General features: G+C 73.4%; 13 protein-coding genes. 9 read left to right on the top strand and 4 right to left on the bottom strand.

The annotated features are described in order from the left end of the window. Positions 1-26: 26 nt before the first annotated feature. The 4 genes from ACIBCA_RS31675 to ACIBCA_RS31660 all read left to right on the top strand — a co-directional run bounded on the left by ACIBCA_RS31675 (position 27) and on the right by ACIBCA_RS31660 (position 3,116). Positions 27-1,361, top strand: a complete 1,335-nt coding sequence (locus ACIBCA_RS31675; RefSeq protein WP_396286497.1) for a PLP-dependent aminotransferase family protein — start codon at positions 27-29, stop codon at positions 1,359-1,361. 100 nt (positions 1,362-1,461) lie between these two features. Further along, positions 1,462-2,286 carry a DUF4389 domain-containing protein gene (locus tag ACIBCA_RS31670; RefSeq protein WP_396286496.1) on the top strand — a complete coding sequence of 275 codons (825 nt, stop codon included), beginning with the start codon at positions 1,462-1,464 and terminating at the stop codon, positions 2,284-2,286. A gap of 51 nt (positions 2,287-2,337) precedes the next feature. Then, positions 2,338-2,472 (top strand): hypothetical protein, encoded by a 135-nt coding sequence (locus ACIBCA_RS31665; RefSeq protein ID WP_396286494.1) that lies wholly within the window; start codon positions 2,338-2,340, stop codon positions 2,470-2,472. Positions 2,473-2,477: 5 nt separating this feature from the next. Continuing rightward, positions 2,478-3,116 carry a hypothetical protein gene (locus ACIBCA_RS31660; RefSeq protein WP_396286493.1) on the top strand — a complete coding sequence of 213 codons (639 nt, stop codon included), beginning with the start codon at positions 2,478-2,480 and terminating at the stop codon, positions 3,114-3,116. A gap of 19 nt (positions 3,117-3,135) precedes the next feature. On the opposite strand, the gene ACIBCA_RS31655 is transcribed toward ACIBCA_RS31660, so the two are convergent. Continuing rightward, entirely contained in the window at positions 3,136-4,104 is a 969-nt protein-coding gene (locus ACIBCA_RS31655; RefSeq protein ID WP_396286492.1) for a helix-turn-helix transcriptional regulator, read from the bottom strand. A gap of 115 nt (positions 4,105-4,219) precedes the next feature. On the opposite strand from ACIBCA_RS31655, the gene ACIBCA_RS31650 reads away from it, so the two are divergent. Next, positions 4,220-4,765: a DinB family protein gene (locus tag ACIBCA_RS31650; RefSeq protein ID WP_396286491.1), complete on the top strand. Its 546-nt coding sequence runs from the start codon at positions 4,220-4,222 to the stop codon at positions 4,763-4,765. An 18-nt stretch (positions 4,766-4,783) separates the two neighbouring features. On the opposite strand, the gene ACIBCA_RS31645 is transcribed toward ACIBCA_RS31650, so the two are convergent. Then, the gene (locus tag ACIBCA_RS31645) at positions 4,784-5,002 is read right to left on the bottom strand and encodes a heavy-metal-associated domain-containing protein (protein WP_396286490.1); all 219 of its coding nucleotides are present in this window, start codon (positions 5,000-5,002) and stop codon (positions 4,784-4,786) included. Positions 5,003-5,278: 276 nt separating this feature from the next. Between ACIBCA_RS31645 and ACIBCA_RS31640 the strand changes: the two genes are divergently transcribed. Together ACIBCA_RS31640 and ACIBCA_RS31635 are read left to right on the top strand one after the other, a co-directional pair. Next, positions 5,279-5,968 carry a DUF3152 domain-containing protein gene (locus tag ACIBCA_RS31640; RefSeq protein WP_396286489.1) on the top strand — a complete coding sequence of 230 codons (690 nt, stop codon included), beginning with the start codon at positions 5,279-5,281 and terminating at the stop codon, positions 5,966-5,968. A gap of 107 nt (positions 5,969-6,075) precedes the next feature. Continuing rightward, positions 6,076-6,987 (top strand): glutaminase, encoded by a 912-nt coding sequence (locus ACIBCA_RS31635; RefSeq protein WP_396286522.1) that lies wholly within the window; start codon positions 6,076-6,078, stop codon positions 6,985-6,987. 44 nt (positions 6,988-7,031) lie between these two features. On the opposite strand, the gene glmS is transcribed toward ACIBCA_RS31635, so the two are convergent. Then, the gene (gene glmS, locus ACIBCA_RS31630; protein WP_396286488.1) at positions 7,032-8,858 is read right to left on the bottom strand and encodes a glutamine--fructose-6-phosphate transaminase (isomerizing); all 1,827 of its coding nucleotides are present in this window, start codon (positions 8,856-8,858) and stop codon (positions 7,032-7,034) included. 152 nt (positions 8,859-9,010) lie between these two features. Then, positions 9,011-9,286, bottom strand: a complete 276-nt coding sequence (locus ACIBCA_RS31625) for a hypothetical protein (protein ID WP_396286487.1) — start codon at positions 9,284-9,286, stop codon at positions 9,011-9,013. Positions 9,287-9,500: 214 nt separating this feature from the next. Between ACIBCA_RS31625 and asnB the strand changes: the two genes are divergently transcribed. Further along, on the top strand, positions 9,501-11,375 hold the full coding sequence (gene asnB, locus ACIBCA_RS31620; protein WP_396286485.1) for an asparagine synthase (glutamine-hydrolyzing): 1,875 nt from the start codon (positions 9,501-9,503) through the stop codon (positions 11,373-11,375). 318 nt (positions 11,376-11,693) lie between these two features. After that, positions 11,694-12,809, top strand: a complete 1,116-nt coding sequence (locus ACIBCA_RS31615) for a hypothetical protein (protein ID WP_396286484.1) — start codon at positions 11,694-11,696, stop codon at positions 12,807-12,809. The last annotated feature ends 38 nt before the right edge of the window (positions 12,810-12,847 follow it).

Below are 12,847 nucleotides of genomic sequence, written 5' to 3'. Positions count from 1 at the left end.
CCTATTGTCCTGGATACACTCCGCCCGTGCGACCCCCCTCCTACAAGGCCATCGTCGACGAGTACGCCACGGCCATCCGCTCCGGCGCCCTCCCCGCCGGCACCCGGCTGCCCACCCACCGCGCCCTCGCCCGCGAGCGCCGGATCGCCCTGGCCACCGCCACCCGGGTGTACGCCGAACTCGCCGCCGCCGGGCTGGTCGCCGGAGAGCAGGGACGCGGCACCTTCGTGAAGGTCCGCTCCGGCTACGACGGCCTCGAACCCTCCCGCGCCCTGCCCGTCCCCCGGGTCGCCGACCTGTCCTTCAACCAGCCGCTCTCCCCCGGCCAGGGCGACGAGCTGCGCCGGGCCCTGCGCGCCCTCGCCTCCGCCGGGGACGCGGAGGCACTGCTGCGCCAGCAGCCGCCCGGCGGGCACCGCCACGACCGGGCCGCGGTCGCGACGTACCTCCTGGACCGCGGGGTCGACACCGCGCCCGAGCACGTCCTGCTGACCAACGGCACCCAGCAGGCGCTCGACTGCGTCCTGCGCGCCCTCACCCGCCCCGGCGACGTGCTCGCCGTCGACGCGCTCACCTACCCCGGGATCAAGCTCCTCGCCGCCGCCCAGGGCCTCGACCTCGCCCCCGTCCCGGTCACCCCGGCCGGCCCGGACCTCGACGCGCTCGAACGCCTCTGCCGCACCCGGCCCGTCCGGGCGGTGTACACCGTCCCGACCGTCCACAACCCGCTCGGCTGGGTCCTCGACCTCCCCCGGCGCCGGCGCCTCGCCGAGATCGCCGCCGCCCACGACGTCACGATCGTCGAGGACGGCACGTACGCGTTCCTGGACACCGGCGCCCCGCCGCCGCTGCACGCCCTCGCCCCGGAGCGCACCTGCTACGTGGCCGGGCTCTCCAAGAACGTCGCCACCGGACTGCGCTTCGGCTTCGCCGTCGTCCCCGGCCGCCACCTGCGCGCCGTCACCGGCGCCCTGCGGACGGCCTCCTGGGGCGCGCCCTCCCTGGTCACCGCCCTCGCCACCGGCTGGCTCGCGGACGGCACGGTCGCCCGCCTGGAGGAGCAGCGCCGCGCCGACGCCGCCGAGCGCCAGCGCATCGCCCGCAGCGCCCTGGCGGGCCTCGCCCTCACCGCGCACCCCGCCTCCTACACCGTCTGGCTCACCCTCGAACCCCACCAGCGCCCCGACCACGCGGCCGCCCTCCTCGCCGCCCGGGGCATCCTGGTCTCCACCGCCGACGCCTTCGCCACCACCCCCCACCCCCCGGCCGCCCTGCGCCTGGCCCTCGCCACGCCGCCGCCGGCCGACCTCGCCCCGGCCCTGGCCCTGCTGCGCGAGACCCTCGCCGCCATCGCGCCCTGAGGTCTGCTCCTGACCGGCACGCCCGTTCGGCGCAGCACGGCGCGCGGCGCGGGCGGGGTGCTGCGATCTTCGGAGGGCGCCCGGCCACCGTCCGGTCAGCGTGCACCGCCCCGAGACCGTGGAGGCCCGGATGTGGCAGGCTCCCCCCGCCCCCGTCAGCCGTGAGTGGCTCCCGGTGCTGGACATGCCGGCGCCCGGACCGCAGAGCCGCTGGACGGTGCTGCTGCGCGCGCTGCTGCTGATCCCGCAGTTCGTGGTGGTGTGGGTGCTGTCGGTGGTGGCGTTCATCCTGACCGTCATCGGGTGGTTCGCGGCCCTGGTGCTCGGCCGCCTCCCGAACCTGGTGGCGGACTACCTCTGCTCGTACGTGCCGTACGAGACGCGCGTGACGGCGTACCTGCTGCTGACCGTGGACCGCTATCCGCCGTTCCGGTTCCAGGCCCCCGAGCACCCCGTCCAGGTGGAGCTGCGCCCGGGGCGGCTCAACCGGCTGGCCGTCCTGTTCCGCGTCTTCCTGGTCATCCCGGCCTCCATCGTGCAGGGCCTGGCCTTCGCGGGCTGGTGGATGGTCTCGTTCGTCCTGTGGCTGATCGTGCTGGTCCTCGGCCGGATGCCGCAGCCGCTGTACGAGGCGACGACGGCGATCCTGCGCTTCCGGATGCGCTGTACCGCCTACCTGCTGATGCTCTCCTCCGCCTACCCCAAGCGCCTGTTCGGCGACGAGCCGGACAGCGAGGGGCCGGTGTCGGCCACCCGCCCGCTGGTCCTGAGCGGCGCCGGGCGGGGCCTGCTGGTGCTCTTCCTGCTCCTCGGCCTGGTCTCCTGGGCGACGGGCTCGGTCACCGCCTCGGTGAACTCGGACGACGACGACACCGGCGTCGGCCCGGCCCAGCACGTCCTCGCGCCGCTCGTTCCGGGCCCCTGACTCCCTCTACGCGCTGACCAGGACGCCGGCGAGGGCGGTGGTGACCAGGTTGTGAACGGCCTCCGTGGTGGGCGGTTCGTCGCGGCCGGCGAGCAGGAGGTGGGCCGGGCCGTCGACGCCCTCGGCGGCTCCTTCATCATGGACTACACCACCCGCGCCACCACCGCCGTCCGGAACCAGGAGTGACCCCCTTGTCGGAGCAGCCCTACGACCACCAGGACGACGAGGACGACGCCGGCCCGTGGATCATCGACCTCTGCCCCGTCGGCACCGAACTGGCCGCGCAGCTCGTCGCCATGACGGACCTCGACCTGGACGACGCGGACGTCGTCGAGCGGGCGATGGCCGAGGCCGGCTGGCGCTCGACGGGCGAGTACTGCGGCTACTTCAACGAGTCGGCCTACACCCCCGGGGACCACCTGGTGGACACGGACCTCGGCATCGCCCTGGCCTTCGCCCACCACTACTTCCTGGCGCCCGACGAGCAGGTCGACGCCGAGGACGACATCTGGGCGCAGCTGCCCGGCTGGCAGCGGCTGGTCGACCCGCCGGCCGGCCGGTTCGAGGCCGAACTGGAGGCCGTCGTCGGCCGGTTCACCGAGCTGCTCGGCCCGCCGGACCACGACCTCGTCCACCACTTCCGCCCGCCGTCCCACCGCCGCTGGCCGTACCGCATCTGGCGCCGGGGCGGCAACGTCCTGACCGTCGCGATCGGGATGTCCAACCACTCGTACTCCCAGTTCGAGCAGCTCTACGTCCAGATCCGGGCGCTCCCGGCAGACCGGCCGCTCCCGCCGGTGGCCGAACTGCCCGACTTCTTCCTCCTCTGAGCGGCCGCCCGCTCCCCCTTCACGGCGCCCCGGCCGCCGCGCGGGCGAAGCGGGTGCTCCATTCGGCCAGGAGGTCGCGCAGTTCGGGCGGGTGGACGACGTGGAACTCGGCGCCGAGGGAGCCGAGGGCCATGGCGGGCCAGTCGAGGGAGTCGGCGGCCATCCGCAGGCGGCAGCGGGCGGGGGTGAGGGGCTCGACGGTGCCCCAGCGGTCGACGTGGGCGCGGACGCGGTCGGCGGGGGCCTCGATGACCGCCTCCACCTCGTAGGAGCGGGGTATGCCGGTCAGGCCCGCGCGGACGAACTCGGCGGCGTCGGCGGCGAGGAGCGGGCGGGGGGCGAAGCGGGAGCCGGTGCGCTCGGGGGCGGCCAGGCGGTCGAGCCGGAAGCTGCGCCAGTCGGAGCGGCCGAGGTCGTAGGCGACGAGGTACCAGCGGCGGTCGAGGCAGACCAGCCGGTGGGGTTCGACGTGCCGTTCGGTGCGGCGCCCGCCCGCGGACACGTACCCGAAGGTCAGCCGCTCGTCGTCGCGGCAGGCCAGCGCGACGACCGTCAGCGCGTCCGGGTCGACCCGGGTGGCGCCGGTGCGGCCCCAGTCGACGGGGACGGTCATCGCGCGCAGCGCCTCGACCCGGCGGCGCAGCCGGCCCGGCATGACCTGGACGACCTTGGCGAGCACCCGCACCGACGCCTCCGCGATGCCCTCGACGGGGCTCTCCGCCGCCGCCTGGAGCCCGACGGCGAGGGCGACCGCCTCCTCGTCGTCGATCACCAGCGGCGGGAGCGCCGCCCCGGCGGCGAGCTGGTAGCCGCCGTCGACTCCGCGGTGGGCCTCGACGGGGTAGCCGAGTTCGCGCAGCCGGTCGATGTCGCGGCGCAGGGTGCGCACGGAGACGCCGAGCCGGGCGGCGAGCTCCTCGCCCGGCCAGTACCGGTGGGTCTGGAGCAGCGAGAGCAGTCGCAGGGTCCTGGTGCTGGTGTTCGCCATAGCCCTGATTGTCGCCAGCCCTGACCGTCGCCGGAATTCAGGTCAGAAAGTGGCCGCTTGGCGCCATAGCGTGGGTCTCGTACCAAGGAGTCCCACCCGTACGAGAGGCACGTTCATGACCACCGTCACCGCCCCCGCCACCAGCACCCCCGTCACCGGCGAGCGCGCCGACCTCATCGTCGCGCTGGGCAAGCAGCGGCACTTCCTGCGCTTCACCACCCGGGGCCTCACCGACGAGCAGGCCGGCCTGCGGACCACGGCCAGCGCGCTCTGCCTGGGCGGCCTGGTCAAGCACGTGACCTCCGTCGAGCGGGTGTGGGTGGACTTCATCCTCCAGGGCCCGTCCGGGATGCCGGACTTCAGCTCCTGGACGGAGGAGGACCTCGCCCGCCGGGCCGACGAGTTCCGGATGCTGCCGGGCGACACCCTGGCCGGCGCGCTCGAGGCGTACGCCGAAGTGGCGGCCCGGACGGACGAGTTGGTGGCCACCCTGCCCGACCTGGACGCCACCCAGCCGCTGCCGCAGGCGCCCTGGTTCGAGGCGGGCGCCCACTGGTCGGCGCGCCGGGTGCTGATGCACGTCGTCGGCGAGACGGCCCACCACGCCGGCCACGCGGACATCATCCGGGAGTCCCTGGACGGCCAGCGGTCCATGGGCTGACCCCGGCCGCCGGGTTCCTCAGATCCGCCCGACGAAGGTGAACCCGGCGCCGTCCACCACCCCCCGGAGCGCCGCGTCGTCCAGCGGACGCGCCGAGGCGACGGTGACCCGTCCGCTCGGCGCGTCCGCGGTGACGCCGGTGACGCCCGGAAGGGCGGACAGGCCCGTGCTGACGGTCTTCTCGCAGTGGCCGCAGCTCATGCCCTCGACCGCGAGGACAGTGGTGGTGACGGACATGACGGTGCCTCCGATGCGGTGGTGCGACGTGGGACGCCGGCCCGTGAACGGACGGGCCAGCGGGCACCACGAGACCGGATTCCGGCGCCCGATCCGAGGGACACGCCGCACGGGTGGCACCTTCGAGTGGTTCCGGGAACCACCGGCGCCCGCGGTCCGACGCCCCGGCCCATGACCGGATATCGACCGTAATTGAACGCCCCGCCCCTCCTGACCGTTGTGTCCCGTGTAGACCACACACGAACGGACAGGAGCACCGAGAATGGCTTTTCCCCGGTGAAGGGCGTCATACCCAGGCGCGCCCAACTCGCCCTCGTCGCCCTCCTCGTCATCACCGCGGCCACCGCCGCCCTGCTGTGGTGGCACCCCTGGCAGCCGAAGAAGCCCGCCGAGCTCGCCTTCACCACCGCCCCGGGCGGCACCGCCCGGGTCGGCACCGGCGAGCACCTCTACCGCTACAAGGTGCGGGTGGAGAACGGCATCGCCGAGCGCCCCGAGCAGTTCGCCGCCGAGGTGGACGCCGTCCTCGGCAACGCCCGGCAGGGCTGGGCGGCGGGCGGCCAGGCGTCCTTCCAGCGGGTGGCCGCCGACCCCGTGGACTTCACCGTCTACCTGGCGACCCCGAAGTCCACCGACCGCATCTGCGGCCAGTACGGCCTGGACACCGGCGGCTGGGTGAACTGCGGGGTGAACAAGCAGGTGGTGATCAACCTCAAGCGCTGGACGGAGCTGTCGGAGTTCTACACCGGCAAGCCCGAGCTCTACCACGCCCTGGCGATCAACCACGAGGTCGGCCACGTCCTCGGCAACGGCCACGTGGAGTGCCCGGGCCCGGGCGCCCCCGCGCCGGTGATGATGCAGCAGATCAAGGGCCTGCACGGCTGCGTCCCCAACGGCTGGCCCTACTCCGAGACCGGCTCCCTGCTCACCGGCCCGCCCGTCCAGGCCCCGACCAACGCGCCGTAGCCCGGGCGCCCACGCCGCTGACCAGCGCGGACGGCATAATCCTCTCGGACCGGACACACCTGACCGGACACCGAATTCGAGGAGGACCGTTGGACGCGGCACACACCCTGGACTTCCCGCGCCTGCTGGAGGCCGCCGAGGCCGCCGCGCGGGCCACCGCCGGCCAGGGCCGCGTCGCCGACTACATCCCGGCCCTGGCCGAGGCCGACCCGGAGTCCTTCGGCATGGCCGTCGCGACGGTCGACGGCGAGCTGTACGGCGTCGGCGACTGGCGGCGCCCGTTCTCCGTCCAGAGCATCTCCAAGCTGTTCACCCTCGCGCTCGCCCTCTCCCACGGCGGCGACGCGCTCTGGCGGGGCGTGGGCCGCGAGCCGTCCGGCAACCCGTTCAACTCCCTGGTGCAGCTGGAGAGCGAGCACGGCATCCCGCGCAACCCGTTCATCAACGCGGGCGCCCTGGTGGTGACCGACCGCCTGCTGAGCCTGACGGGCGACGCCGCAGGGGCCGTACGGGAGTTCCTGCGCCGGGAGTCCGGCAACGACCAGCTGGACACCGACGCGGCGGTCGCCGCCTCCGAGGCCGCGCACGGCCACCGCAACGCGGCGCTGGCGCACTTCATCGCCAGCCACGACAACCTGCGCAACCCGGTCGAGGACGTGCTGGAGCACTACTACGCGCACTGCGCCATCGCCACCAGCTGCCGGGACCTGGTGCTGGCCGGCTCGTTCCTGGCCCGCTACGGCGTCCGGGCGGACGGCAGCCGGCTGATGACGCGCAGCGAGGCGAAGCGCGTCAACTCCGTGCTGCTGACCTGCGGCACCTACGACGCGGCGGGCGAGTTCGCCTACCGGGTCGGGCTGCCCGGCAAGAGCGGGGTGGGCGGCGGCATCCTGGCGATAATCCCGGGCCGGGCGGCGGTGTGCGCCTGGGGCCCGCGGCTGGACCGGGCCGGCAACTCGGTGGCCGCGGTCGCCGCCCTGGACTCGCTGACGACGCTCTCCGGCTGCTCGGTGTTCTGACGGCGCGGGACCCCCGCCGGAGCGGGGGTCCCGAGGCGGCGGACCTACTCGACCGTCACGCTCTTGGCCAGGTTGCGCGGCTTGTCCACGTCCCGACCGAGCGCCACCGCCGCGTGGTACGCGAGCAGCTGCAGCGGGATGTTGAGCAGCAGCGGGTCCAGCTCGGGCTCGCTCTTGGGCACCAGGATGCAGTGGTCGGCGAGCTTCGCCTCCGGCCGGCGGTGGGCGATGGCGATCACCGGGCCCGAGCGGGCCTTGATCTCTCCGAGGGTGGTGAGGTTCTTGTCGAGCAGCTCGTCGTCCGGGACCAGCGCCACGGTGGGCAGTTCGGGGCTGATCAGCGCCAGCGGGCCGTGCTTGAGCTCGCTGGCCGGGTACGCCTCGGCGTGGACGTAGGAGATCTCCTTGAGCTTCTGCGCGCCCTCGCGGGCCACGGGGAAGCCGCGCACCCGGCCGATGAACATCATCCCGGCCGATCCGGCGTACTCGGCGGCGAGTTCGGCGATCTGCTCGCTCTGGTCGAGCACCTCGCGGATCTGCTCCGGCAGCCGGTTGAGGGCGGAGACGATCCGGCGCCCGTCGGCGGGCGAGAGGTCGTGGATGCGGCCGAAGTGCAGGGCGAGCAGCGCGAAGGCGACGACGGTGGAGGTGAACGCCTTGGTGGAGGCGACGGAGATCTCCGGCCCGGCGTGCAGGTAGATCCCGCCGTCGCACTCGCGGGCGATGGCGCTGCCCACGGTGTTGACGACGCCGAGCACGCGGCCGCCCTTGCGCTTGATCTCCTGGACGGCGGCGAGGGTGTCGTAGGTCTCGCCGGACTGGCTGACCGCCACGTACAGGGTGTCCGCCTCGATCACCGGGTTGCGGTAGCGGAACTCGGAGGCGGGCTCGCTGTGGGCGGGGATGCGGGCCAGCTCCTCGATGAGCTGGGCGCCCATCTCGCCCGCGTAGTAGGCCGATCCGCAGCCGAGGATCTTCACCCGGCGGATCTCGCGCAGCTCGCGGGCGTCCAGGTTGAGGCCCCCGAGGTGGGCGGTGCTGAAGCGCTCGTCGAGGCGGCCGCTGAGGGTGCGCTCGACCGAGCCGGGCTGCTCGTGGATCTCCTTGAGCAGGAAGTGCTCGAAGCCGCCGGTGTCGTAGGAGTCGACCTCCCAGTCCACGGTGGAGGGCAGGCGGTGGGTGGTGCGGGCGTCCTCGGTGAAGGTGCGGAAGCCGTCGGCCTGGACGGTGGCCAGCTCGCCGTCCTCCAGGTGCACGACCTGGCGGGTGTAGCGCACCAGGGCGGAGACGTCGGAGGCGGCGAACATCTCCTTCTCGCCGATGCCGAGCACGATCGGGCTGCCGTTGCGGGCGACGACGATCCGGTCGGGCCGCTCGGCGTCCAGCACCGCGATGCCGTAGGTGCCGACGACGCGGGCGAGGGCGGCCCGGACGGCCTCCTCCAGCTCGACGCCCTCGGTGGCGTGGGCGGCGATCAGGTGGGCGAGCACCTCGGTGTCGGTCTCGGAGCGGAAGACGGCGCCGTCGGCGGACAGCTTGGCGCGCAGCTCGTCGGCGTTCTCGATGATGCCGTTGTGGACGACGGCGATGCGCTCGGCGTTGTCCAGGTGCGGGTGGGCGTTGAGGTCGCTGGGGACGCCGTGGGTGGCCCAGCGGGTGTGGCCGATGCCGGTGAAGCCCTTGAAGCGGGCCGGCACGTCGGCGGCGAGGTCGGCGACGCGGCCCTTGACCTTGCGGACCTTGATGCCGCCGGTGCGGCCCATCACGGCGAGGCCGGCGGAGTCGTAGCCCCGGTACTCGAGGCGGGCCAGGCCCTCCAGCAGGAAGGGCGTGGCGTCCTTGGGGCCGATGTAGGCCACGATTCCGCACATGCGCGGGCTCCTCTTCTACGGTCGACGTTCAGCGTTCGACGTTCAGCGTTCGGCGTTTCGGCGTTCGGCGTTTCGGCGTTCGGCGTTTCGGCGTTCGGCGTTTCGGCGTTTCGGCGTTTCGGCGTTTCGGCGTAAAGACTTCGGTCCGGCGCTCAGCCGTAGACGATGCGGCGCAGCTGGCGCGCCGAGAGCTCCGGCGCCGCGACGCGGCGGGCGGGCAGCTCCTCGGCGAGCCGGGCGAAGATCCGCTCGTTCGTCAGGCCGCGTGCCTGCAGCTCGCCGTGGCGGCGGCGCACGTACTCCTCGGTGCTCTCGGAGAAGTACGCCAGCACCTCCGCCACGACCCGCGCCGCCTCCCGGGGCCCGAGGGGGCTGGTCCGGGTGAGGTGGGCGAGGAGGTCTTCGTGGGGGTGGGGCGAGCTGGACACGAGTGTGGACTCTAGGCCGCGATCGCCCGGAAAGCCAAAGATCCTGCCCGATATCGGGCAGCGTTCACGCGTTTCGACCCGCCCGACACTTCCCCACTCCCCGCGCCACCCCCCTACCGCCCGGTCATCGCCTTCACCCGGACCCTTGAAGCGGCGCCCGTTCGAAACGTAGCGTGATGCTCTGAACACGAAGCGGAAGACCGGAGGCTTGCTGATGTGCGGGATCACCGGATGGGTCGCCTTCGAGCGCGACCTCGCCGCGGAACAGAGCGACCGGGCCGTGCTGGACGCGATGACGGCCACCCAGGCCTGCCGGGGCCCGGACGCCGGGGGCGTCCACCTCGAGACGCACGCCGCCCTCGGCCACCGCCGCCTCGCGGTGATCGACGTCGAGGGCGGCGTCCAGCCGATGACGGTCGAGCACGACGGCCGGACGCTGGCCGCGCTCACCTACAGCGGCGAGGTCTACAACCACCGCGAGCTGCGCGCGGAACTGGAGGCGGCCGGGCACCGCTTCCGCACCCGCAGCGACACCGAGGTCGTGCTCCACGCCTACCTGGAGTGGGGCGAGGGCCTGGCCGAGCGGCTCAACGGCATGTTCGCCTTCGCGGTCTGGGACGCCCGGCGCGAGGACCTGCTGCTCGTCCGCGACCGGATGGGCGTCAAGCCGCTGTACTACCACCCCACCCCGGACGGGGTGCTGTTCGGCTCCGAGGTCAAGGCGATCCTGGCGCACCCCTCCGTCCGCCGGGTCGTCGACCTGGACGGGCTGCGCGAACTGCTCGCCCACGCCCGCACCCCCGGTCTCACCCCCTACCGGGGCATCCACGAGGTCCGGCCCGGGCACAGCGTGCGGGTGCGCCGCGAGGGCGTCTCCGTGCGCCGCTACTGGGCGCTGGAGGCGCGCGAGCACGCCGACTCGCTGGAGAACACCATCGCCACCGTCCGGGCGCTGCTGGAGGACATCGTCCACCGGCAGCTGGACGCGGACGTGCCGCTGTGCTCCCTGCTCTCCGGCGGGCTGGACTCCAGCGCCGTGACCGCCCTGGCGGCCCGGGCGCTGGCCGCCCGCGCGCCGGGCACCCCCGGGGCCGGCCCGGTGCGCTCCTTCGCCCTGGACTTCGCCGGCCAGGGCGCCAACTTCCACGCCGACGCGGTGCGCCAGACCCAGGACGGCCCGTACGCGAGGATGCTCGCCCAGCACGTCGGCGCCGACCACCACGTGGTGGAGCTGGACGCCGCCGAGCTGTCCGACCAGTCCCTGCGCTCCACCGTGCTGCGCGCCCGGGACCTTCCGGCCGGGGTCGGCGACATGGACGTCTCACTGCTGCTGCTCTTCAAGGGCGTGCGCGAGCGCTCCACGGTCGCCCTGTCCGGCGAGTCCGCGGACGAGCTGTTCGGCGGCTACCGCTGGTTCCACGACCCCGAGGCGATCGCCGCCGACACCTTCCCCTGGACGCTGGGCCTCAGCCGGATCGCCGGGCCCGGCTCCGCGCCGCGCGAGCGGCTCCTCGACGACGGCCTGCTCGCCAAGCTCGACCTGGACGGCTACCGCAGGGCCCGCTACCGCGAGGCGCTCGCCGAAGTCCCGCACCTGGAGCACGCGGACCCGCTGGAGCGGCGGATGCGCGAGATCTCGTACCTCAACCTGACCCGCTTCGTCTGCATCCTGCTCGACCGCAAGGACCGGATGAGCATGGCCAACGGCCTGGAGGTGCGGGTGCCCTTCTGCGACCACCGGCTGGTGCAGTACGTGTTCAACGCGCCCTGGGCGATGAAGTCCTTCGACGGACGGGAGAAGAGCCTGCTGCGCGCCGCCGTGCGCGACGTGCTGCCCGACGAGATCGCCGACCGGGTCAAGAGCCCGTACCCGGTCACCGCCGACCCGAACTACCCGGTGGTGCTGCGCGCCGAGCTCGCCAGGCTCGCCGCCCGGCGCGAGTCCCCCGCGCTCGGCCTGCTCGACCGCCGCCGTCTGGCCGACGCGCTCGCCCCGGACACCGACCCGGACACGGTTCGGCTGGCGGCGGACTTCGCGCTCGACCTGGACGCCTGGCTGACGGACTACGGGGTGACGCTGGAGCTCTGAGCGGCGGCCGAAGACTACGTCCGTAGTGCCACTGCATCCGTAGTCTTCGGCCGCCTCCCGTGGTTCTCCGTGGTCCCCCGAGGCCGCACTACGGAAGTAGTCGCACGACGTCCGTAGTGGCGGCCTCCCCCGGAGCGGGAGAGACACCGCCGTCCGGGTGATCACCGGGAACCGACCCGCCCCCGGAGGGCGTCGCAGGGTGCGGTAGCGTCGCCGACACCGTCCGATTGGCGGGCGAAAAAGCGGGCTCCCGCCGCCCCGCCCGTCAGGATGGGTTCGGCAGCACCATCCGTCTCGATCCCCCGGGGGATTCCCGCCATGCAGCCGCGATTCTTCGCGATCGTCACCGCCCTGCTCCTGGGCGTCCTGGGCCTCGGCTCGGTGGCCGTCACCGACTGGTCGCCCGCGGCGACCGCCGCGACGAACGCCGCCCCGGCCCCGGCGGGCTCGGCCGCGGGCGCCAAGCCGGCCGCCACCACCGCCGCCGCCACCCCCACCGGGGACCCCGCGGTGTGGACGCGCTCGACGCTGCGCAACAAGCTGATGGCCGAGATGGACGCCACCGACCCGGGCGTCGCCCTCGCCGACCTCGACAAGATCAGCAAGGAGAAGCCGTACACCGTGCGCTTCTGCCACCCGATCGCGCACGAGCTCGGCCACGCGGCGGTCAAGCGGTTCAACGCCGACTTCCAGAAGGTCATCTCCTTCCCGCACGAGACCTGCGCGGCCGGCTACCTGCACGGCGCGGTCGAGGAGATGCTCAACGCCTCCTCCCAGCCCGAGGTGGACCTCCTCAAGCTCTGCGCCCCCAAGAACAGCGGCCCCTGCATCCACGGCGTCGGCCACGGCACGATGTTCGTCGCCAAGCAGGACGTGGCCAAGGCCCGCGACCTGTGCAACAAGTTCACCACCGACCAGAACCGGATCCGCTGCTCCGAGGGCCTGTTCATGCAGCTCTTCGGCCCGGACGAGGAGGACGAGCAGGCCAAGGCCAACCTGCCCGCCGACAAGCTCGCCCAGGACCCGCTGTACCCGTGCAAGGACCAGCCCTCGCTGTTCCAGTCCGCGTGCTTCTTCTACGCACCGACGTTCTACCTGTCCTCGCACGACTACCCGAACCACCCCGAGGTCTACGCCGACGCCCTCAAGTGGTGCCTGGGCGGCAAGGGCAGCGGCGGGGCCGTGGACTGCAGCCGGGGCGTCGGCTCGCGCACCATGAAGTACAACCTGGACCGCGAGGACTGGGCCTCCCAGCAGTGCGCCACCGCCGCCGACGGCTGGCAGCGCAAGGCCTGCGCCGAGGGCCTGGTCAGCTACTACACGGTCAACTACACCGACGCCGGCGCGGCCGGCCGCCTCTGCGCCAAGATCACCAACAAGGAGATGCAGGGCTACTGCCGCTCCGCCAGCGGCCTCTCCGCCTCCCTCGACTGACGCCGCATCCATCTCGCTCGACGGGCCCGCGCCGCACG

Source organism: Kitasatospora sp. NPDC051170 (assembly GCF_044455705.1).
Classification (GTDB): domain Bacteria; phylum Actinomycetota; class Actinomycetes; order Streptomycetales; family Streptomycetaceae; genus Kitasatospora.
The sequence above is the reverse complement of the archived record's forward strand: the minus strand, read 5'-3'. Positions and strand labels throughout refer to the sequence as shown.

Excerpts from the sequence above, each read along its gene's own strand:
- glmS (WP_396286488.1), bottom strand. The coding sequence starts at position 8,858 with ATGTGCGGAATCGTGGCCTACATCGGCCCCAAGGACGCCACGCCCTTC.
- ACIBCA_RS31615 (WP_396286484.1), top strand. The coding sequence starts at position 11,694 with ATGCAGCCGCGATTCTTCGCGATCGTCACCGCCCTGCTCCTGGGCGTC.
- ACIBCA_RS31655 (WP_396286492.1), bottom strand. The coding sequence starts at position 4,104 with ATGGCGAACACCAGCACCAGGACCCTGCGACTGCTCTCGCTGCTCCAG.
- ACIBCA_RS31650 (WP_396286491.1), top strand. The coding sequence starts at position 4,220 with ATGACCACCGTCACCGCCCCCGCCACCAGCACCCCCGTCACCGGCGAG.
- ACIBCA_RS31645 (WP_396286490.1), bottom strand. The coding sequence starts at position 5,002 with ATGTCCGTCACCACCACTGTCCTCGCGGTCGAGGGCATGAGCTGCGGC.
- asnB (WP_396286485.1), top strand. The coding sequence starts at position 9,501 with ATGTGCGGGATCACCGGATGGGTCGCCTTCGAGCGCGACCTCGCCGCG.